Genomic DNA, 23,285 nt, shown 5'->3' with positions numbered 1-23,285 from the left:
TATTAACAATGTATTTTATCATTCTTTACCACAAGTTAGAAATTCAATTGAAAAGTTTATAAGAAACATAAATATGGTTCCTACTCAGACAATAGACAGGCTATGCATCCGAATGTAGAAACCAATTTGCAACATATATATATTTATAATCAAAATTAAATACGCTTATTATTTTCTACTCTGTGCCAACTGCTTACCATTAATATAAATTCTTCAAGTTTATATTTTTTATTATTGCAATACATTCTAATAACTTCATTTACATTAAGTTGAATCAATTTAATGTCTATGTTAGAATACATTCGCATAAAATCTAAATTAACTTCTCCTTGTACATGGGTATTATTTTGTGTTGGAAATAAAAATGCATTTATTACTTGATTTATTTTATTATCATTAATATATTTTGTTAATGCTGAATGATATAAATACTGTTTTGTTATGTCTTCAACTCCAGGATTACCCTGCAACCTGTTACCATTTAGTCTTATATTGTAGTATTTTGCATCTAATATTAATAGACATCTTAACTGGTCATTAGTTACTAACTTCAATATATCTGGAGTTAATCTATTTTTTTGCATTTCAATATCATTTTTATCATTAATCTCTATACTATTTTTATTATCAATATACCATTTAGGTGACTCAATTCCATATACTTCATATTTACTTAAACTACCTTGCCTTATAAACTCATTATCAAATACATAACCACATATCACTTCCCATATCCATTTGAAATTTCTGGTTCCATATAATAATAACTTGCTATCACTTGTCCCAGTTTTTTTATCTAAATATGATTTAATTGAATATAAAACTCTTCTTTTTCTATCATTAAATTGGATGCTGACTTCTTTATCAATTTCACTTTCGATTCTATCTATATCTTCCAAATCCTCAATGGTATTTTCGATAACCTCTATTTCATAATTTAAAAATTCATTTAACCCAGTATTATTTAAAAATTCCATGCATTCATTTATTACCTTACCGTGCAACATAGTAATAAATCTATCATTGTCTATAATTATTCTATTTGTTATTAAATCTGCATAAAACCACTGTTTATTTATGACAATTGGATGTATTTGATCTATAGTTTTATCCCAATTTATATCTCCATCACCATTAAATTCAGTTGAATCTATTTCATTTTGATATATTCCATTTTCGATATAATCATCTAATAAATAACTGGTTATGGATATTAAGTTATTTTCTAAAGTCTCTTGTTCAAAAGCTATATTTTCTACATCACTTATATCTAACTTTTCTCTTTCGCTAAATTCATTCAGTAATTTAATTATATTTTTTAATTCTAGTTTTTCTTCCTGTTCGTTATTGCAATTTACATACTTAGGTAAAACAAATATAGGTTTATCTTTAACTATAGCTATTCCAACATAACAAAATTGTATTTCATTTTTTAAATTTACCTTTGTTATTTTCTTATCATCTAATATTTTAAGAATTTCTTTTAAGTCATTACTATCACTATTGAATTCCTTCATCAATTTGCTTTCAGAATATGACTCTAGTTCTTTTAATATTATCATTATTCAACTACTCCTCTGATTCAAAAGGACTTTGTTCTTCTGCAACCCTTGTATTCTCTATACTATCTTCTTCTCTTTTTTCATATGTTAACTCAGAAGCTTTTTCTATTTCAAAATTAAAAATTTTTCCTTTATCATATGCTCCCATTATATCTGATAAAGTTTGTATTTCCCCTATAAAAAAATCAATTTTTTTATGTTTTAGTATATCTTCATACAGATACATTAAAACTTTACTTTTAAAAATATTATCAAACTGCTCATTATTTTCATTACTCTTTAATAATTCTGATTCACTTAAGAAAAATGGACCTAAGAGTTTGTCCTCATTAACTTTGCCCTTTTTAAGTTTTTCATTAATTGTTGTTCTTACTTTGTTCCATTCATAAGTTGTGTAATCGCCATTTTCATTTCTTAATTGAATGAATTCATAACTTTTGCCTTTTAACTGTTCCTGATTTTCATCAATTCCTATATACTCAAAAGACCATCTTCTTTTAAATGCAGAATCCATAGGATATACACCTTGGTCTGCACTATTCATTGTTGACCATATATACATATTATTCGGTATATATAATTCATCTAATTTTTTATTCAATTTATCACATACATATTTTCTCATTTCATCAGACATATTTATTGTATAGCTACTTCTTCCTTCATAATTCCTATCCAGTAATTGAAATATATCCCCGAAAACCGCCGCTGGATTTGCTCTATTGATTTCTTCAATAACCAATAAATGAGGAACTCCTGAATTTTCATCTTTCAATGCTTCTATTAATACAGTTAAAAATGGTCCAGCTACAAATTCATATGATATTACTTCTTTTTCACTACCACTCTCATTTATAATTTTACTTATAGGTTTGTATGAACCTACAAATTGGGAATATGTATAATTGGGATGAAATGTCACCCTTTTAAATAACTTGCTTAGATTATTTTCTTTGATATCAATATTTATTCTATGACTCTTTCCTGTTCCAGGAGCTCCAAATACTATCCTATTATGAGGTTTATCTACTTTTCCAGACCATTCTCTTACTTCACTGTCACTTGTTCCTTCTAGCATATTTTTTACAATATCTAATTGATTACACACCTCATTTTTCACTGTTTCTTTTGCATTATTTAAATTATTTTCATTTGAACTCATAATAATTACTCCTTATACTATAGTATCTAATATAGTTAAATACTTTTTACTTAGCTTTAACAAATTATCTTCTTGTATCACCAAATTAGCCTCGATTAAAAAACTTTTTACATAATTATAAGCATTCTGATGTTTTACTATCTCTATTCTTTTAAATGCTTTATCTCTGTATTTTCTAATAGCCTTATCTAGCATCTGTCTATACTGTTCCCCTTCATATTTACCTTTTAATGTTGTCATAAAAAAAAATTCGTTTTTATCCATTGTTCTATACTTCTTAAGAAATTGTAAAGTTTCTATGTATATCTCTTCACCATTAGATACTAAATTTATCATATTCATAATATTAAATAACTCATTTACTTCTTCTATCTTTTTATTTATATCTTTTCTTTCCATTAGTACAATTTTTTTCTCTAATTTTAAATATTCAATAAAACACTTTCCTTCTTCAGAAAAAAAATCTTTTAGTATTATGAAAGAATTTTTTTGTTCAAATCCATCATTTTTAACATATCCCATTTTTCTTAAAAATGGCACTAACATTCTTACTTTTGAACCATCTAAATGTATACACTCTTTTTCTATTTCGTTCTGTATTTGTTTATATGTCATATCATTATTTAGAATATTATTATTAACCCATTCTGATAGTTCTAATATCTGCTCTTTTCTGACTTCTGTTAAACTAAATCCTGCATTTGAGCACCCTTCTAACCTTAACTTCATAACAATCCCCCTTTTTCAGCTATGTAATAATTATATATTATAAAAAAAATAAAGCAAAGTTACTTTACTTCGCTTTATTTTTATTTATATATTTTTTTATTTGTGTAGCTATTTCTTGTGCTAATAATGGTGGTACTGCATTTCCAACCTGCTTATACTGGCTTGTTTTTGAACCACCAAAAACAAATTTATCTGGGAATGATTGTATTCTTGCACATTCTCTAACTGATGGTACCCTATTTTCTTTATAATGAAAATAATTTCTATGTCCTGTATCAATTGTATGTGAAGGTTCATTACTATTCATTCTTTGAAACGCCTTGTTATATTTCCTTACTCCCCAATATTCTTTTGGTAAATCAGATATTTTTCCACCATCGTTAATCATTGAGATAATATTTTTTGTTTGTTCTGTATGTTTTGTACTATTATGATTATAAATCATATTACTACCTTTTCTCATTAATTTTTGATATTCACTAATTTCGTCATTTTTATATGAATATATTTCAAAATCTTCTTCTGTTAATTCTAACGATGGTAAATCATTTATTGCTTCGGAAGTTGAAACTTTAAATTCTTTTTCCATTGGAAATTCAAATTCTTCGTCTTTAAGTCCAACAAAAAATACTCTTTGTCTATTTTGAGGCACTCCATAATCTGAAGCATTCAAAACCTTAAAAGAAATTTTATATCCTAATTTACTAAATCTATCTATTATATCATCCTTAAACATGCCATTGTTTAAGGTTAATAATCCTTTAACATTTTCTATTACAAAAAATCTTGGTCTCACTGATTCAACCACTCTACAATATTCTAAATATAAATGATTTCTTGGATCATTTACATCTCTTGTTCCTACAGTACTATATCCTTGACATGGTGGTCCACCAATTACACCTACTATATTATTTTCTTCAGCAAAATTTTTAAGATAACTATTGTCTAACTCATGAATATCTTTACATAATGCAACTGGCTTAAAATGATTCTTATTATATGTTTCAACTGCATCATTCCATATATCTAATGCTAAAGCAACTTCAAATCCAGCATTTTCAAATCCCAAACTTAGTCCTCCGCATCCACAAAATAAATCTAATATCTTTGGCTTATTCATTCTGTAGTACCTCCTTTAGTGCATCTGCTATTGCCTTTGATAATAATGGTGGAACTGCATTTCCCACTTGTCTATATTGAGCTGTTCTAGATCCTTTAAATATAAACTCATCATTAAATGACTGTATCCTTGCTGCTTCTCTAACTGTTGGAATTCTATTATATAAAGGATGAAAATAATTACTATGAGCATTGCCAGTATCTATAGTTACAGAAGTATCTTTTTCATTTAATCTTTTAAATGCCGATGAATGCCTATTACTTCTATTATTTTCAAATAGGATTTCAGGAATATCCATCCAGTTTCCTCCTTGTGGAACATATGAAATTCTCTTTTGAACAATTTCAGCTGGATATTTTATTTCATGGTTATAAATTATATTCTCTTTGTTTCTTAAATATTTTTGATATTCTGTTTTTGGCACTGTTTTAATTTTATAAAAATCATTTTTCTCAGTTTTATCAAAATTATATAACTCACCTATTGCCTCTTTTACAGTAACAATTTCTTGTTTTTTCTTTAATAATTCAAAATCAAATTTCACATTCTTTGTAGCAACAAAGAAATTTCTTAATCTTTTTTGTGGAACTCCATACATAGACGCATCTAAAATTTGATGATTAACTTTATATCCTCTTTCCTCAAATATTTCATAAATTCTATCTTTCGCATATCCATTATTACTTGTTACTATCCCTCTAACATTCTCAATAACTATTGCTTTTGGCTTTGCCAAATCTACAAACTTAACAAATTCGAAGAATAATTTATTTCTTTCATCATCCTCCTCTCTTTTATATCTATTAGCTGATGAAAACCCTTGACATGGTGGTCCACCAATAATTACATCGATATTTTTTAAGTCTCCAAAAGTTTCAACTATATGGCTACTATCCATTGCTAATAAATCAAAACATATTCCTTTTCCATTAGGAAAATTAGCGTTAAATGTTTCAATAGCTTCTTTATTTACATCTACGCCTCCGATTATATTGTAGCCTGCTAGCTTAAATCCAAGACTTAGCCCTCCGCATCCACAAAACAAATCTATTACGTTTAACATAAAATTCACCTATCCTTATAAGTTATAATTTAAATGAACTGTATTTTATTTTTTTATCTTTTTCTTCAATTCCTATGTAATTCATAGTCATATTTATAGATGTATGATTGAACAATTTTTGTAAATATTTCAAGTCCTTATATTCCATATAAAAATGGTATCCAAAAGTTTTTCTTAATGTATGAGTACCTAAATTTATATTTATTTCTGCATCTTTACACGCATTTCTCAATATTCTATATGCCTGCGTTCTTTCTATAGGATTATCACCTTTTTTACTTTTAAATATAAATGAATTCCTACAGTAATTGAAATTTTTGTACTTTACATAACATTCAATTGCTTGCTTTATACAATCATTTATCGGGTAATCAATACTTTTAAAACTTATCTTATCTAGTATATTATTTTGCTCATCTATTAAATCCGAAAATTTTAATGAGAGTATTTGAGTTATCCTTAGCCCACTATTTATCCCAATGATGAACATGAGATAATTTCTATACTCACCCTTTATAAGCGACTTTTTAATTTTCTCTATATCATTCTTATCTTTTATTACATCTACATTATTCATATTTCATCTCCAAATACAGCATAACTAATATTAGTTTATAATATGCTGTATTAAAACGCAACACTTTTCTTAAATATTTAACTACTAAAATAAATAAACTCACAACAATACTTTTATTTAATATTGTTGTGAGTTTCATGATATATGGCAATAAGATTTTATTAATTTCAATATCCAATTTCAGTAAATTTATCATTCACTTATGATATGGTTCACCCTTCATTATCCTAAACCCTCTATAAATCTGCTCCAACAGCATCACCCTGAAAAGTTGATGTGGAAATGTCATCTTTGAGAAGCACAGTTTATAATTTGCTCTAGCTAAAATACTTTTTGATATTCCTAAACTTCCACCTATTATAAATGCTATGTTAGAACTACCTACTACCCCTAAATTATGTATATAATCTGAGAATTCTTGTGAAGTTAATTGTTTACCGGCTAAATCCATAGCTATTACAAACATATTATCTTTAATTTTACTTAATATTCCTTGGCCTTCTTTTTCTTTAATTGCTTCTTCTTCTTTTTCTGAAGCATTGTCTGGTGTCTTTTCATCTGGAATTTCTATTATATCTAATTTGCAATATCGGCTTAACCTTTTAGAATATTCGTCTATAGCATCTTTTAAATATTTTTCCTTTATTTTACCAACAGTTATTATAGTAATATTCATTATTTTCTCCTTTAATTATTTAATTCTATAGTATATTATAACTAAAAATAAAAACTGTAGCTAAGACTTTTTATTTTAACTACAGTTCTCATTGATTATATTGCCTCTTTAATTTTTTCTTTAGATTTTACTTTAGACTTGACTCGGTATAATCTATATGCAGTTAGAATAGCTCCTATAGCACATATAAATGCTGCAGATACATATACATATTGCATTCCATATACAAAAACATCATCTCTTCCTTCTATATATCCTGTAATATGGTATCCTGTTTTTTTACTCATAAGACTATATAGAAGCGTTGTCGATAATGATATTCCAAAAACCATTCCTAGGTTCCTTACTAAAGCATTTATACTTCCTGCAATCCCCAACTTATCTTTATCTACAGTAGACATAACTAATGAATTATTAGGTGATTGGAACATTCCATTTCCTATTGTCATTATAGCTATAAATGCAATTAGAAGGCCCAAATGGGAATATTGAGTTAAAGTTGATATTAAAAATAATCCTAAACTAGTTCCTATAAGTCCTAGGAATGTTAGAACTTCTGAACCTACTCTATCTGATATGTACCCACTCATTGGTGAAACAACTGATAATATTATTGGTGATACCATCATTATTGCACCTGCAGATGATGGAGTCATTTTCATTACATATTGTAAGTAGAATGGCAGTATTATATTTGAGCAACTCATTGCTACAAATGAAATAAATGCACAAAATACGCTAAGTGAAAATAGTGAATTATTAAATATTTCAAGTTTTAATAAGGGCTGACTCATTCCTTTTTCAACCTTTATAAATAACATAAATAATACAAGTGAAATAATTAAGCACATAATGATAATTTTGTTGTTAAATTCAATCTCCTTACCAAAAGTTAATGATCCAAACAGTAATACCATAGTTAATCCAAATAAAACTGCTCCCTTTATATCTAATTTTTCATTTGTATTATTACCGCTTTTAGGTAGTGTTTTCATTGCAAGAATAAGAGCTAAAATTCCTATAGGTACATTTACTAAAAAAATGTATTGCCAGCTAAAAATTGATACAATAACTCCACCTATTGGGGGCCCTATCATTGAACCAAGTGCTACGAATGTACCATTTAACCCAAGTGCCCTTCCTCTTTCATTATTTGGGAATACATAAGTTATAATTCCATGACTTGTAGACATAGTGCCTGCAGCACCTATAGCTTGTAATCCCCTTGAAAAAACTAACATTATTAATGAATTAGATAATCCACAAGCAAGTGAACCAATTGTAAAAATTATAATACCTAATTTAAAAACTGTGGTCTTTCCTATAATATCAGCTAATCTTCCAAATGTAAGAATGGTTCCTACAATAACTATTAAATAACTAGTAACTACCCATTCTATAGACGCCATACTTACTGAAAGTCTTTGTGCCATAACAGGCAACGCTACATTTACTATACTGCCATCAAGAGTAGCCATAAATGTTAGAAGTACAGTAGTAAGTAATATTATCCATCTTTTTTTATGTATTTGATTGTCTATCTTCTCCATAAACTTTATCCTTTCTATACACTATAAAATCCTTATATAAATTATAAAACCTTATCTATATTTAAAGATTGTAAAACAATATCAAGCTTAACTTAATTACAACTCATATAGTTTCACTTGAAACTAAAGTAGATTATAATACATTTTTATTATTTTTACAAATAATAGGATAATTCATAAAATACCAAAATATAATCCACAAATACACTTTTTAACTTAAAGCTTATCCACATATCCCCCTCATTCTATGGATAAATACACATTCTAAATTGTATTATATTCAGTATTTACTACACTAAGGTGTGTATCTAAACTAAAAATAAAGAATACTCTTTTAGTTACAATAGAGTACTCTTTATTTCAATTAGATAATATAACATATATAGTGTTTTATTTTAATTTAAATGACCCAACCATTTCATTTAGGTTATCTGATGAATATTCTAGAACTTCAGTAGCTTGCTTTAATTGTCTTATTTCTCCTAGTATCTTTTTAACCATTGCCAATGATTCTTCACTCTTACTTGAACTAGTTTCAGTTGATTGTTCTACCTTATCAGCCATGCTACTTACATTATTCATTACATCTCCAACATTTACACTTTGTGTCGAAGTTATTTTCGCAATAGATTGCATAGATTCAGCAATTATACTTACATCACCATTAATTTGTTCAAATGATTGCATGGAACTTTTCACACTTCCTGTTGACGTACTTACTTTACTATTTATTTCCTCTGCATATTCAAAGGTAGCTTGTGTTTGTTCTTGAACTTGCTTAATAACATTACTTATTGATTTAGTTGCCTCGCCTGTTTCCAATGCTAATTTAGATATCTCATCTGCAACAACTGTGAATCCTCTTCCACTCTCACCAGCTCTTGCTGCTTCAATTGATGCATTAAGTGCTAAAAGTTGAGTTTGCTTACTTATATTACTTATTACATTAATAACTTCACTTATTTCATTTGAATATCCTTGCAAAGTACTAATAGACTCTACTGCTCTGCTAATTGTACTTTCTAAATCCTTCATATTATTTAAAACTTCGTTTGATACATTTTGTGCTACTAATGAATTTTCATTAGTACCTTTAATTATTCCTGAAACTTCTAGAATAAGGCTGTCCATTTCTTGAATTGATGCTGTAATCTCTGAAAATTTATTTTTTGTATCTTGAAATATCAAATTTTGCTCTTTAGAATTTTCTAATAAATTTACAACTGTATTTTCTATTATTCCCATTCCTTTTTTAACTTCATTTGTTATACTTAAAACTATATTTACTGATTTCTTTGTAGTTCTTGCTGATTTTTTCACTCTATATAGCATACTCATTTGATTATTTATAAATTTATTAAACCATCTTGATAATTCTCCAATTTCATCTGATGACATTTTTCTAACTCTTTTTGTTAAATTTCCTTCTCCTTCTGCAATGTCTTGTAATATATTTATCGTCCTGCTTAAAGGTAATGAAACCATTTTTTTAGATATTACTAAAGTGAATATAGATAGTATAAACCACATTCCTACAGATGTTAATATACTCATCTCTGGTGCAAATCTTGTTGTTATGAAATTTATTACTATTAATATTGCTGACATAATTGATATAGCTATTGGCATTTTTAGATTTATACTTTGAAAATTATATATTTCGTCTATATCACCTTCACACATCATACCCCAAACTTCATCACAATTAGGAGGAGTTATTAATGTTCCCTTCCCCCCAACCATAATATGTCTATAATCAGGGTATCCAGGCCAGCAATCTAGATTTTCCCCATTATTAATAGTATTTTCTACTCCTTGATGTAGTTTATTAGTTGCTGGATCATTAAATATTATTTCAAATTCAGTATGTTCTTTAATTTGTACTAATCCCCAACTTCTAGTTTTAACTCCATCCTTAAGATTATCACCTAAAGTAAAAGTATTATCTTCAAATCTACTTCTAGATATTGCTGTTCCTTGTTTAATTCCTCTGTTTGACTTTACCATAAATAAATAATTGTCTCCAGAATCTTTATATATGTGAGTGTCCTCATCTTGAATTACATTACTCATATCATCATTTAATGTTCTACAACATAATATTCTAATTTGGTCATTATGATTTTTGCATCTACTTGAAAACATTAATGTAACATCATCAGCAAATTTTTTATTATTTATATCAGTATCCAAAGTTCTCTTATCTATGTATGGACCGTACATTAATGATTTACCTTCTAATCCAGCTTTTAAATTAGGCAAATCACTCATATTTAATCCTATATGTTCCTTACATGAAGAAACTGATACTACTCCATTTTCATCTAAAATAAATATTTCACAAAAGTCTTCATACTTTTTTACATCTTCCACTAAATAGTTATATACGATATCATCGTCATCCTCTAATGCTACAAGTGAATTTTTAATATTATCTAATTGAGCCCACTTATCATTGAACCAGTTATCTAAAGCCTTTTTTCTTCCGTTAGATATTCCCTCAAAAACTTTTTCTGAATGTTCCTTTAAATTCCTATTAAGTAAATACTTAAGCTTTAAAGTCATATTTAAGTCCTCCTCTAAAATATTATTACTTACAAGTTAATATTAAATTTATAAAAAATAAAAACACTAATAACAAATTTCTAAAGAAATTTCTTATCAGTGCTACCATAGCATTATTTATAATATTATTAAGATCGTAATATCAATTTATTCAATAAGTATTTTTAATGTATAAACTTGATTTGAATATAAATATTACTATTATAACTCAATTATACCAATTATATTGATATTTGTGAATTGTTATTTTTCATAAAATTGTTAACAAGAAAAAGCTCTATCAAAGAATAGAGCTTTTTTATTTAATCAGTATATATTTCATATGTAACAAAATCTGATTTTTATTATACTTTAATTAACAAATTTAAATTTTATTTGTCTTTTCCACAACACTTTTTATATTTCTTACCACTTCCACATGGGCATACATCATTTCTTCCTACTTTACCAAGGTTTCTTACAATTTTAGATTCTCTAAATTGCTTTTGTATTTCAGCTCTCTTTTCTTCTGAGAATATTCCTTCCCATTGTGGTAATGTATATAAATATTCAGCTTTAGCATCTAACATATTAAAATATAAAGTTTCTAAATTTAAATCAAATACTAATTCAGTATCAGCATCAATAGCTTCAAGATCATATTGATTCTTTAAACTGTCATTAATTCCATCCATAAATCCCATAGCAAATTCTACTGTAGAATTATGGTCTTTAGCTAATTGATTAATCGTAGTCTTTTTAACTTCTTTATGATTAGCTAATAACTCCTTGTATATTCCTTTTTCTAATTTACTATATTCTGCCCAGAAAGCATTTTCTCCTTTAGTTTTTACATAGTCAACAACCATTTCAGTCCATTCTGTATATAAACTCATTTTTAAGTCCTCCCTTAAATTTTCATTTTATCTATAATATTTATATATATTGCAATGTATACATTATAATCTTAATTAAATTTCTATATAACTGCTAGGATTATGCCTATTTGCCATAGTTAATATTATGTCCTGATTTTGCTTAATTCCATTTTCATTTAATACATTTAAAACAGTTTGATACGCTAAATCAGGTTGATTATTTGTATTACTTAAATGTCCTAAAACAATCTTTTTCTTTGCTGAACATTTAGATAATTCAACAATAGCACTACCACAGTCATCATTAGACAAATGTCCTACCTCACTAAGTATCCTTCTTTTTAATGGATACGGATATGGTCCAAATTTAAGCATGTTAACATCATGGTTACTTTCAAGAAGTATGATTTCTGAATCTTTTATGTTATCATAAATCTCCCTAGTAAAAGTCCCAAAATCTGTTGCCACACTTATGCTTTTTTCTCCAACACTTACTGTATATCCCATTGGTGCCACAGCATCATGTGGAATATTGAAAGCTTTGATATTCATATCATGTATTTCAGTAATTGATCTTTTATCAATTACTTTTATGTTATATTCTTTTACTTTTCCAATTGATTTCTCCATAGCAGACCAAGTATCAGCATTTGCATATATAGGAATATCATATTTTCTAGATAATACGCCTATTCCCTTAATATGATCACTATGCTCATGAGTTATAAAAATCCCATTCAAATCTTTTGGATCTTGATTAATTTCTTGCAATGCCATATCAATTTTTTTACCTGGGAGCCCTGCATCAATCAATATCTTAGCTTTATCTGAGGCAATAAACATGCTATTACCACTACTGCCACTATATAAAGAACAAAATATCACTGTAATCCTTCCCCCTATGAGATTTGTATTACTCTTCAACGTCTATTCTTTTAATATCTGCACCTAAAGCCTTAAACTTATTTTCTATGTGCGGATATCCTCTGTCTATATGCTCTATACTAGTTATTTCTGTTGCACCTTCTGCAACTAATCCAGCTATAACCATAGCTGCACCAGCTCTTAAATCTGTTGCCTTTACTACCGCACCTGTTAACTTTTGTGAACCATCTATAATTGCAACTCTACCTTCAACTTTTATATTAGCACCCATTTTTTTTAATTCATCTATATGCTTATGTCTATTTTCCCAAATAGACTCAGTAATTAAGCTTCTACCTGGGACAATACTTAATAATGTTGACATTGGTTGTTGAATATCTGTAGGAAATCCTGGATATGGAGTTGTTTTAATATTAACTCCTTTTAATGGTTTGTTTACAGTTACTCTAATACAATCATCACCTTCTTCAATTACAGCTCCCATTTCTGTAAGCTTAGCTGTAATTGATTCTAAATGCTTGGGTATAACATTTCTAATATAAACATCACCGCCTGTAGCAGCTGCTGCTATCATAAATGTACCAGCCTCAATTTGATCTGGTATTACACTATATGAACAACCTTTTAAGCTTTCTACTCCCTTGATTCTTATTATATCAGTACCTGCACCTTTTATATCAGCACCCATTGAATTTAGAAAGTTTGCTACATCAACAACATGAGGTTCCTTAGCTACATTTTCCAATGATGTAACCCCCTCTGCTAATGTTGCTGCTATCATTATATTTATTGTTGCACCTACTGAAACTACGTCAAAAAATATATTTGCGCCTATTAATCTATCTGCCTTAACATTAACCGCTCCATGTTCTATAACCACTTCTGCTCCTAAAGCTTCAAAGCCCTTTATATGTTGATCAATAGGTCTTACGCCTATTGCACATCCACCAGGAAGAACTACTCTCGCCTTTTTAAATCGTGATAATAAAGCTCCTATAAAATAATATGAAGCCCTCATTCTTCTGACATCATCTATGCATGCATCAAAATTATTAACGCCAACACTATCTATCTCTAAAGTATTATTATCTATTTTAACTATCTTACACCCTAAGCTTTTAAGTATTCTTTCTAAGCAGTGTACATCTTCAATATCTGGTATGTTATCAATTATGCATTTTCCTTTACTTGCCATTATTGCAGCTGGCAATATTGCTACTGCTGCATTTTTAGCTCCGTTAATTTCAACGCTGCCTTTTAGCAAGTTTCCTCCGTTTAGAACTAATCTCTCCATTGAATTCACCCTATCTATATAAAATATATATATTATTTAATTTATAGTAATTTGCATGATTAACCTATTTTATAATTAAAATCTGCTTTAATTATTATATCATAAAGAAAATTTATTTAAATATATTTTTTTAATACATTGCTACTTTTTTCAGTATATGTGGTATTTAATGTAACTTTTTTCCTGGAATAATTGTAATTATATTCCTAAATCATCCTGTTATTTAAAATATAAATAATAATTATGTAAAAATTTATCTTATATTACATAATTATTATTTGCATTCATTATTTAATTATTCTTCTATTGTATTCTTTTATTTTATTTAATGTGTTATAATTTATTAAAACTTTGAGCAATACACTAATTTAGATTGTGAGGTTTATCATGAAGTATTATATAGTTGCATTATTTGATGAGGAAACCTATCAAGTAATATCACCGATACAAAGAAATATGTCTAAGAAATTTAGAGCAAATAGAAATTCACCAACACCTTTTATTATATTAACAGCTATAGAAAATCCAAATTTAGATAAATTGTATCCTATTGTTGATAAAATTATAGCTCCATATAAAAGTTTTAGAATTGATGCTAATGATTTAGTATATCTGTTTGATCCTACTAAAAGTATAAATTTAAAAATAGATAACAAAGGCTATATAAAAAGACTTTCTCGCAGTCTTTTTAATATGTTAGAACTTAATGGATTTAGTGTTAAATCTTTTGAGGATAGTTTTGTTTCTCTTGCTAATTTAAGTTATATTCCTAAAGATTATAAAAAACAAGATGTGAAATTAAACTTTCCTGAAATATATAATAAAGATAATGTTGTTAAATTAAAAATTAAAAGCATTGAAATATGGAAACTTCCTACTATAAAGAAAAACATTCCATTAAAATCATATACATTAAGAGACTTTTAATAATATCTTATTGTAAAGTTCTGGTATTATTTATTAATTTACTTTTATTAAAAATTAAATGAATTTTGAGCTATGTTTTAAATGTTAATGACTGTCTTGAAATAAAATTTTTGAGACAGTCTTTTTGTTTTTATATTTTTATAAATTAAGCTTGTTACACATAGTTATTATTTCCTTTTATTTTTTACTGCTAGTGAACTACACCCCACTTACTTCGTTGAAGTGGGAGGCTTCATGGTCAATACTACTATTGTAGCAAGTTTACCCACGCTTAAAAGGTCGAACCAACCTCGTTATAATACCAAAATTATATAGCTAATTTCAGTAAGTTTTTACTAGCATTTATATCTCTATCATGATGTATTCCACAATTAGGACATATCCATTCTCTAAGTGCCAGATTTTTTACTTCTATATTTTTATATCCACAATTAGAACATAATTGACTGCTAGCATAGTTTGATGGAGCTACTATTATTTCTCTGCCATACCATTCAGCTTTGTATTCTAACATTCTTCTAAATTCTGACCAACTAACTTCACTTATAGCCTTAGCTAATTTATGATTTTGTTGCATATTCTTAACTTTTAAGTCCTCAATAACTATAGATTGGTTTTCTCTAATTAGTTTTATTGATAACTTATGTAACAAATCTGCTCTTTGGTCTGATATTCTTTGATGCAATTTAGCAACTTTTACTCTAGCTTTATTTCTATTATTACTATCTTTTTGTTTTCTTGATAAGTCTTTTTGTAGTTTAGCTAATCTTTTTTCAGACTTTTTAAAATATTTTGGATTAGGTTCTCTATATCCATCAGAACATATTGCAAATTCCTTTAATCCCATATCCACACCTATTTTTTTATCTGTTTTAGGCAACTGAATGTTTTCAGTATCAACTAATATAGAAAGAAAATATTCTCCACTAGGATTTTCAGATATAGTTGCACTTTTAATCTCTCCAATAAAAGCTCTATGTTGTTTAATCTTAATCGTAGACTTCAATTTAGGAATTTTTATATATCCATTTTCAATAAATATAGTTCCATTTTGATTATTAGTCTTATAACTAATCCTGTTACCTTTCTTTTTGAATTTAGGGAATCCAACAGATTTATCTCTAAAAAAGTTCTTATAGGCAGTATCTAGGTTTAATTGAGCGTTAGCAAGTGCTAAACTATCAACTTCCTTTAACCACTCAAATTCCTTTTTGAATTTAGCTGGTGTTAAATATAATTTACTAAGTTCTTTAGATGTCATATCATCTTTATGAATTTCATAAACTTCTATTCTATTAGCTAACATTTGATTATATATGAATCTAGTGCAACCACAGGTTTTAGCAATATATATTTTCTGTTCTACATTTGGATATATCCTATATTTATACGCTTTTAACATATTTTCACCTCATTTCATTCCTTGATTTTCTATATACTTTTTAACTATATCTATAGGAGCACCTCCAGTTGTTATAAGGCAATAACTTCTACTCCAAAAGTATTCTTTCCATAACTGTTTTCTTATTATAGGGTATTCATTCTTTATAAGCCTACTACTAGCACTCTTATAAGCATTTATAAATTTAGATATTTCAGTATTTGGAGAACCTCTAAATAACAAATGAACATGGTCAATATCGTGATTCCAATCTTCAAGAACAATTTTGTATTTTGGTGATATATACTCAAATATCTCTTTTAGCCTATTAGATATTTCATCATCAATAACCTTTCTTCTATATTTTATTACTAAAACTAAATGATATTTTAATCTAAATACTGAATGTGTATTGCTATCAAAATCCATAGTAATCACCTCAATTATAGTATTAGCTACTGAACTAATTTTATACTATTTTTTAGGAGAATATTGCTTTCGCTATCGGCGATTCATCTCCCACTTATAAGAAGTGGGAGAATTCTCTAAGATTTAGTTAAATTTAGAAAGTAATCTCTTAATATTGTGAATTTTGTGCAAATATAAAAAATATTTTTTTTGTATTCGTTTTCCAGACTTTCATTTACTTTAAAGATTTTGTAAAATAAGATTAATTACTAGAAATGTAGGAGGATCACTATGAATATTCAACCACTATTTAAAGTACAAAAGAAATACAATGATAGTTTACCTATAAATGATGAGTTAGATTCTCATAAATTGCAAGTACGCAAGAACTTAGAATTTCAAATATTAATTGGTACTTTAGCTAATGAAACTCTTTGTTTTAATTACTTAACCAAAAGTACTAAACCTGTAAATTTAACTGCAATATTCAATAAATATATAAATTGCATTTCTCAAGGTTTAACACTCGGAATTGATCATAAATATACAGATTTAATCGCAGTATCTATGAATCCTAATGATTACTGTTTAAGTGATCAATTCTTAAACTTATATATTGATATTAATGATTTAATTGTTTCCCCATCTATGGATCACTACTTAACTTTATTTGAAGACTTACTAAGTTTAGGATTAACATTAGGGTTTTCAGAATCCCAAATACAAAATCAATTTATTAAAGACTTAGACAATTTAGTAGTACTTTAATTTTTAATGTAGTATATATCACTTTTGACTATGCCTTATATAAAATATTCTTATCTAATGATATTTTTATTTTATATAAAGCATAGTCAATAATCTTAAGGGAATACTATTCTTGAGGTGATATTATGTTTGGAATAATATGTGCAATAATTTCAGGAATTGCTATGAGTGTTCAAGGAGTATTTAATACAAGACTCAGTGAAAAAATAGGAGTATGGGAAACTACATTATTGGTTCAAGTCATTGCTCTTATTATAAGCCTTATTGTGTTTTTCTTCTTTGGTGATGGAAGTTATGCAAATTTAAAGGAAGCTAATAAACTCTATTTATTGGGTGGAATTTTAGGTGTTATAATAACTTTTACTGTAATGAAAAGTGTTAGTTCAATGGGACCAACCTTAGGAATTGCTATTATATTAGTATCTCAGTTACTTGCTGCTGCACTTATCGATTTCTTTGGACTATTTGACAGTGAAAAGATTAAATTTTCATTAAATCACTTTTTAGGCATTGCTATTATGATTGTAGGTATTATAATATTTAAATGGAATCATTGAGAAGGGACGGATTAAATTTGAAATTTTTTTCTAATGTTAATTTTTTATTCCAATTAACAATTAACAATATAAAAGAATATTTTAAAAAAAGCGAACCAGTAAAATGTGATGAAATTATAGAAAATTCTATTAATTGGTTTGGTCATGCTACCACAGTTATTAATTTGTCTGATAAAATTATCATAACAGACCCTGTATTTTCTAGTTTGTTAGGATATTTCAAGAGAATGGTAAAAAAGCCAATATATATAAATAACTTAACAGTAGATTATATACTCTTATCTCATGGTCATATGGATCATTTAAATTTTTCATCACTTAAACAATTAAATAAAGATGCAATTATAATTGTTCCAAAGGGATATGTTTTTCTTACTAAATTATTGGGATTTAAAAATGTATTTTTATTACATGCTGGAGATGTATATGAAGATGATTTTGTAAAAATTACTGCTTATAAAGCCAATCATGATGGCAGACGTTTTTATATTGGTCCTGACAACGAAAGCATTTCTTATTTAATTGAAAGAAATGAAAAAAGTGTATTCTTCGCAGGTGATACTGCTCTTACAAATGAATTTAAAAATATTAATTGTAATATAGCCTTGATGCCTGTAGGATGTTATAAGCCTGATAGGTTTTCATATATGCATTGTACACCAGAGCAAAGCTATGAAATGTTTAAAATGATGAATTGTCCAATAATGATTCCTATTCATTATAAAACATTTAAAATTTCATTAGAAAATTTTGAAGAAACTGAAGAATCATTATTAAATTTAAATGATGATGCAATAAAAATCATCGATATAGGAGAAACTTATAGTTTTTAAGCGCAATTAACCAAATCTATGATTTGGTTAATTGCGCTTATTATTAAGTTAGTGAACGAAAGTCCACTTTTATTTTTCTCATAACTAAATCTCTAGCCACTATAACAAATTCATATACCTTATTTGGGTAAAATATATGCATAACTGAAATTTTTTACTTTGATTATCTATATTTTTATTTTATTTCTATTAACAATAAATTTATTTTTCATATAATATATTGAAGCAATAATATTTTGGAGAAATCTATGTTTTCATATAAAAAGAAGTTAGATTATAATTTAAAGTACTATATATCAAATAATGCCTATAAAAATTATAGAGTACTTATACAATATAAAGATTTTCAATCTTCAGTTGTGAAAAAAATTAATTCATATAAAGGTACTGTTCATCATATTATAGAATCTGCTAATCTTATAAGTGCAGAACTTAATTCTCGAGGTATAGATAGAATTTTAGAGTATCCTGAAATAAAAAAAATCTATTTAGATGAATATTTGTTTTTATGTGGTATGAGTGTTACTACTGCTAATAAAGTTCACTTTTCTGAAAAATATGGTTTATCTGGTACAGGAATTGGTATTGGGCTTATAGATAGTGGAATATTTCCTCATTTAGATTTAACTTCTCCTAGTAATAAAATAGCATTATTTCAGGATTTAATTAATAACTTAAACTATCCTTATGATGATAATGGACATGGTACCTCTATAGCAGGAATTCTATGCAGTAGTGGCTTATCATCAAATAATATGTACAAAGGAATATGTAGTAAAAGTAAATTGTTTTGTTATAAAGCATTTGATAAACTTGGGAAAGGTTTTGCTTCAGATATACTCTATTCTATAGAAAGTCTGTCTAATATATCTAAGGAAAATAACATAAAAATATTATGCTTACCATTTGAACTTTTAACTCATAATACATTTATTACTTCTTGTTTTGATTTGACATTTAGTTATGCTATATCAAAAGGTTTAATTCCAATAGTACCTAGTGGAAGCAACTTAAATAATGGGTCGTCCATTATGGGAATTGCCACTCTTCCAAATTGCATTACTGTAGCTGGATTAAATACAGTTACCCCCATAATAAAACCTTATTCATATTCTTCCAGCGGACCTTATGGCAAATTATCTAAACCTGATTTATCTGCTGCTTGTGTTAATGTTGTTTCATTAAATTCTGATAGTAGCTATATTTCTGAAAAAAATGGTGTTAAACTCTATCCAAGCAAACTTGATGTACAATATAAGACCTTTACTGGTTCATCTATTGCAACTGCTTATATTAGCGGATTATGTGCTTTATTATGTGAGAAAAATCCTTCTATCAGTTTTAAAGATATGCGTTCATTATTAAAAGTTGTCTGTGAACCTGTTGAAGATATATCTAAAACAATTCAAGGTGAAGGCACCATAAACATTGATAAACTTATCCATTAATTATTACAATTCACACTTCAATAATAAATGTTATGCTTTATTATTGAAGTTTATAATTATAAATGTCCAGCTTCTAAGTTATACTTATACGTGAAATTAAATTGGTAATTTAAAATTACCGATTGTTAATGTTAAATGCTCAACGATCAAAGCTCAACTATTGGCCATTGAGCTTTGATCATTATATTGCCAAATATAAGTATTCTTCTGATTTTGGGTATCTCTCTTAACTCTCATGTTTATTAGTCACTTTTAAATAGTTAATTTTTCAGATGCCTTAATATTTCACTTTATTCTACTTATAGTATGCTATAATTATTTACATACACTAATCGTACATACTTATTTAACAATAAACATCTCAAAATACTTTGAAAGGCAGGTAGCAAGCAGAATGAGCACATTCATGTTAAAGGGTAAATCCCTAGAGTTCACTCCTGTTAGTAATATTTTTATAGAGAAATATATGCCACAAGCTAGAGGCGAATTTATAAAGATTTATTTATTGATGCTAAAGCATAATATTTCTGGCGAATTAGGAGTTAGCTCATCAATACTAGCTTCCTCACTTAATTTATTAGAATCGGATATTATGAATGCACTTAACTATTGGAATGAAGAAGGAGTCATAAAACTTACTCAAATAGATAAAATGGGGAATTATAATGTAGAATTTGGGGAGTTAGTTGAAGAATCAACTACTTCTACAAAACAAGTGGACTTGTTAGAAGCATTAGGTAGTACTACTACTAAAGATATGTTAAAAGATATTGAAATGCTTTTAGGTAGACCATTATCTCCAAATGAAATGTCAGTTTACCTAAATTGGAAAAGAGAATTTGGTTTCTCTTCTGAATTGATTTTAATTTTATTGGAATACTGTATATCAAAAGGTAAAAGTGATTCCAGGTATATAGAAAAAGTAGCTTTGTCTTGGCATGACCTAAAAATAACTACTGTTGAACAAGCGCAAAATTTAATTACAAAAACTGAAGATAAGTGGATTAACATAAGAAAAATATTAACATATTTAGGTATAACTAATACAGATATAATGAAACCTCAACAAGATTTAATAGAAAAATGGCTACTTATATATAAGTTTCCAAATGAAATTATATTAAAGGCCTGTGACATATGTTTTGAAAGATTAAATAGAGCAGATTTTAAGTACATTGATGGTATACTTACTAATTGGAATAAAAATAATATTAAAACATTAGAAGATATAGCTCTTAAAGATACTAAGAAGGTTAAAAACACTAAGTATCAAAAAAACTATAATAATAATAATAATAATAATAATGAAAAGGCTCCTCTTAAGTTCAACAATTTTGAAGGAAGAGAGTATGATTATGATTCCTTAGAAAAAAAACTTTTAGGATGGGATAATGATGATTAAAGGCTATCAGGCTGAAATTTTAAAAATATACGACAAACTTAGAGAAGATGAGACTAGAGCTTTAAAACTTAGAAGGACTGAAATATCTAAAAAATATCCTGAAATTATTGATTTAGATAATAAGATACAAAAATTATCCTTGCAGATGGCAGTGTCAGTTCTTAAATCTAATAATAGTGAAAAAATATTAGATAATTTCAAAGAGAGTATTACTGATTTAAGAGTCAAAAAATGTGAAATGCTCGTTGAGAAAGGATATGATTCTGAATATCTAAGTTTGCACTATCACTGCAATAATTGTAAAGATACGGGCTTTATAGGTAATATTAAATGTAGTTGCTATAAGCAGAAATTAATTAGCTTATATTATAAAAATTCAGAATTGGAAAATGCAATAAGATTTAATAACTTTAATAATTTTGATTTAAATTTATTTTCAACTCATAAACTCGGAGAAGAAAAATTTTCTCCAAGAAAAAATATGGAAAACAACCTAGAATATATATTGAAAGACTATATTCCAAACTTTTTAAAAATATATACAAATCTATTATTTTATGGAAATCCTGGTAGTGGAAAAACCTATTTATCTTATTGCATATCCAAAGCCATATTAGATATAGGCTGCTTGGTAATATACAAGACTTCTGATGAATTAATTCGTAACTTAAGAGATATAAGATTCAACAATGACTCTGCATTAGAATCACTACTATTAGAGTGCGACTTATTAATAATAGATGATTTAGGTGCTGAGCATCTTAACGAATTTTCTATAACTGAATTATTTAATATAATTAATAGAAGAATTCTTACCAATAAGAAAATGCTTATCTCCACAAATTTGACTCTGCCTGGTATAACAAAGCAATATAGTGAAAGAATTGCATCTAGATTAATTGGGGAATTTAAACTTTGTAAATTTTATTCAGAAGATATAAGAATTAAAAAAAATCTAGACAAAAGCAGATAAATAACTCTGTTAATTTTTAGTACATTGTTTAATTATTAATATACAAGCTACAGCACATTATTCATCTATTCAAAAATGATCAATAATGTGCTGTAGCTTTTTATATTCAATTACATTAATTGCCTTCTAAATACAGGTTATTTTTTATATTCTACATTATGAATAACCTATTAATTTATTGGATATCCAATAAAACTTGTCTTAAATTAATAATTTTAATATGTACATATATAAGACTTCTTATTTTTTTAATAAAAAAACAAGTCCTAGTCTAAACTAGAACTTGTTTTTATTTGGCGACTCAGAAGGGGCTCGAACCCTCGACCTCCGGCGTGACAGGCCGGCACTCTAACCAACTGAGCTACTGAGCCATCTCATGGTGGGCACAACAGGGCTCGAACCTGTGACCCCCTGCTTGTAAGGCAGGTGCTCTCCCAGCTGAGCTATGCGCCCATAAGATGAATAAAATGGTGACTCCTAGGGGAATCGAACCCCTGTTACCACCGTGAAAGGGTGGTGTCTTAACCGCTTGACCAAGGAGCCAT

At 27.4% G+C, this 23,285-nt stretch carries 21 protein-coding genes and 3 tRNA genes; 7 read left to right on the top strand and 17 right to left on the bottom strand.

What is annotated here, in order from left to right; translation table 11 throughout:
• Positions 1-155: 155 nt before the first annotated feature.
• From LLF98_RS03010 to LLF98_RS02955, 12 genes are all read right to left on the bottom strand, one after another.
• Positions 156-1,562: an LlaJI family restriction endonuclease gene (locus tag LLF98_RS03010; protein WP_291700709.1), complete on the bottom strand. Its 1,407-nt coding sequence runs from the start codon at positions 1,560-1,562 to the stop codon at positions 156-158.
• 7 nt (positions 1,563-1,569) lie between these two features.
• On the bottom strand, positions 1,570-2,724 hold the full coding sequence (locus LLF98_RS03005; protein WP_291700708.1) for an AAA family ATPase: 1,155 nt from the start codon (positions 2,722-2,724) through the stop codon (positions 1,570-1,572).
• Between the two features lie 12 nt (positions 2,725-2,736).
• A complete protein-coding gene (locus LLF98_RS03000) occupies positions 2,737-3,453 on the bottom strand; it encodes a hypothetical protein (protein WP_291700707.1) in 717 nt (238 codons plus the stop codon).
• A gap of 64 nt (positions 3,454-3,517) precedes the next feature.
• Positions 3,518-4,576 carry a DNA cytosine methyltransferase gene (locus LLF98_RS02995; protein WP_291700706.1) on the bottom strand — a complete coding sequence of 353 codons (1,059 nt, stop codon included), beginning with the start codon at positions 4,574-4,576 and terminating at the stop codon, positions 3,518-3,520.
• Positions 4,569-5,639, bottom strand: a complete 1,071-nt coding sequence (locus LLF98_RS02990; protein WP_291700705.1) for a DNA cytosine methyltransferase — start codon at positions 5,637-5,639, stop codon at positions 4,569-4,571. The genes LLF98_RS02995 and LLF98_RS02990 overlap by 8 nt, the downstream gene beginning before the upstream one ends.
• A 22-nt stretch (positions 5,640-5,661) precedes the next feature.
• Positions 5,662-6,216, bottom strand: a complete 555-nt coding sequence (locus LLF98_RS02985; protein ID WP_291700704.1) for a tyrosine-type recombinase/integrase — start codon at positions 6,214-6,216, stop codon at positions 5,662-5,664.
• Positions 6,217-6,412: 196 nt separating this feature from the next.
• The gene (gene rlmH / locus LLF98_RS02980; RefSeq protein ID WP_291700703.1) at positions 6,413-6,892 is read right to left on the bottom strand and encodes a 23S rRNA (pseudouridine(1915)-N(3))-methyltransferase RlmH; all 480 of its coding nucleotides are present in this window, start codon (positions 6,890-6,892) and stop codon (positions 6,413-6,415) included.
• Positions 6,893-6,987: 95 nt separating this feature from the next.
• Complete coding sequence (locus tag LLF98_RS02975; protein ID WP_291700702.1) at positions 6,988-8,442, bottom strand: MFS transporter; 1,455 nt, start codon at positions 8,440-8,442, stop codon at positions 6,988-6,990.
• A 390-nt stretch (positions 8,443-8,832) separates the two neighbouring features.
• On the bottom strand, positions 8,833-11,007 hold the full coding sequence (locus tag LLF98_RS02970) for a HAMP domain-containing methyl-accepting chemotaxis protein (protein ID WP_291700701.1): 2,175 nt from the start codon (positions 11,005-11,007) through the stop codon (positions 8,833-8,835).
• A 371-nt stretch (positions 11,008-11,378) separates the two neighbouring features.
• Positions 11,379-11,882: an SEC-C metal-binding domain-containing protein gene (locus LLF98_RS02965; RefSeq protein WP_291700700.1), complete on the bottom strand. Its 504-nt coding sequence runs from the start codon at positions 11,880-11,882 to the stop codon at positions 11,379-11,381.
• Between the two features lie 75 nt (positions 11,883-11,957).
• Positions 11,958-12,749, bottom strand: coding sequence for an MBL fold metallo-hydrolase (locus tag LLF98_RS02960; RefSeq protein WP_291700699.1), 792 nt, complete (start codon positions 12,747-12,749; stop codon positions 11,958-11,960).
• Between the two features lie 28 nt (positions 12,750-12,777).
• Complete coding sequence (locus tag LLF98_RS02955; RefSeq protein WP_291700698.1) at positions 12,778-14,043, bottom strand: UDP-N-acetylglucosamine 1-carboxyvinyltransferase; 1,266 nt, start codon at positions 14,041-14,043, stop codon at positions 12,778-12,780.
• A gap of 387 nt (positions 14,044-14,430) precedes the next feature.
• Here LLF98_RS02955 and LLF98_RS02950 point away from each other — a divergent pair, with 387 nt between their 5' ends.
• Complete coding sequence (locus tag LLF98_RS02950) at positions 14,431-14,970, top strand: hypothetical protein (RefSeq protein WP_291700697.1); 540 nt, start codon at positions 14,431-14,433, stop codon at positions 14,968-14,970.
• Between the two features lie 307 nt (positions 14,971-15,277).
• Here LLF98_RS02950 and tnpB read toward each other — a convergent pair whose 3' ends face one another.
• Both tnpB and tnpA read right to left on the bottom strand, forming a co-directional pair.
• Positions 15,278-16,372: an IS200/IS605 family element RNA-guided endonuclease TnpB gene (gene tnpB, locus LLF98_RS02945; RefSeq protein ID WP_291700695.1), complete on the bottom strand. Its 1,095-nt coding sequence runs from the start codon at positions 16,370-16,372 to the stop codon at positions 15,278-15,280.
• Positions 16,373-16,381: 9 nt separating this feature from the next.
• Positions 16,382-16,780: an IS200/IS605 family transposase gene (tnpA, locus tag LLF98_RS02940; protein ID WP_291700693.1), complete on the bottom strand. Its 399-nt coding sequence runs from the start codon at positions 16,778-16,780 to the stop codon at positions 16,382-16,384.
• A 270-nt stretch (positions 16,781-17,050) separates the two neighbouring features.
• Here tnpA and LLF98_RS02935 point away from each other — a divergent pair, with 270 nt between their 5' ends.
• The 6 genes from LLF98_RS02935 to LLF98_RS02910 all read left to right on the top strand — a co-directional run bounded on the left by LLF98_RS02935 (position 17,051) and on the right by LLF98_RS02910 (position 22,740).
• Positions 17,051-17,527 (top strand): dUTP diphosphatase, encoded by a 477-nt coding sequence (locus tag LLF98_RS02935; protein ID WP_291700691.1) that lies wholly within the window; start codon positions 17,051-17,053, stop codon positions 17,525-17,527.
• Between the two features lie 125 nt (positions 17,528-17,652).
• Entirely contained in the window at positions 17,653-18,084 is a 432-nt protein-coding gene (locus LLF98_RS02930) for a DMT family transporter (RefSeq protein ID WP_291700689.1), read from the top strand.
• Positions 18,085-18,101: 17 nt separating this feature from the next.
• Complete coding sequence (locus tag LLF98_RS02925) at positions 18,102-18,917, top strand: MBL fold metallo-hydrolase (RefSeq protein WP_291700687.1); 816 nt, start codon at positions 18,102-18,104, stop codon at positions 18,915-18,917.
• Positions 18,918-19,165: 248 nt separating this feature from the next.
• Positions 19,166-20,365, top strand: a complete 1,200-nt coding sequence (locus LLF98_RS02920) for a S8 family serine peptidase (RefSeq protein ID WP_291700685.1) — start codon at positions 19,166-19,168, stop codon at positions 20,363-20,365.
• Positions 20,366-20,759: 394 nt separating this feature from the next.
• Entirely contained in the window at positions 20,760-21,767 is a 1,008-nt protein-coding gene (locus LLF98_RS02915) for a DnaD domain protein (RefSeq protein WP_291700683.1), read from the top strand.
• Positions 21,760-22,740, top strand: a complete 981-nt coding sequence (locus LLF98_RS02910; RefSeq protein ID WP_291700681.1) for an ATP-binding protein — start codon at positions 21,760-21,762, stop codon at positions 22,738-22,740. Before LLF98_RS02915 ends, LLF98_RS02910 begins: the two co-directional genes overlap by 8 nt.
• A 294-nt stretch (positions 22,741-23,034) precedes the next feature.
• Here LLF98_RS02910 and LLF98_RS02905 read toward each other — a convergent pair.
• From LLF98_RS02905 to LLF98_RS02895, 3 genes are all read right to left on the bottom strand, one after another.
• Positions 23,035-23,111: transfer RNA gene (locus LLF98_RS02905), tRNA-Asp, on the bottom strand.
• A 6-nt stretch (positions 23,112-23,117) separates the two neighbouring features.
• Positions 23,118-23,193, bottom strand: a tRNA-Val gene (locus LLF98_RS02900).
• A 15-nt stretch (positions 23,194-23,208) separates the two neighbouring features.
• A tRNA-Glu gene (locus LLF98_RS02895) sits at positions 23,209-23,283 on the bottom strand.
• Positions 23,284-23,285 lie beyond the last annotated feature (2 nt).

This window comes from Clostridium sp. (genome assembly GCF_021372645.1).
GTDB lineage: Bacteria > Bacillota > Clostridia > Clostridiales > Clostridiaceae > Clostridium.
The sequence above is the reverse complement of the archived record's forward strand: the minus strand, read 5'-3'. Positions and strand labels throughout refer to the sequence as shown.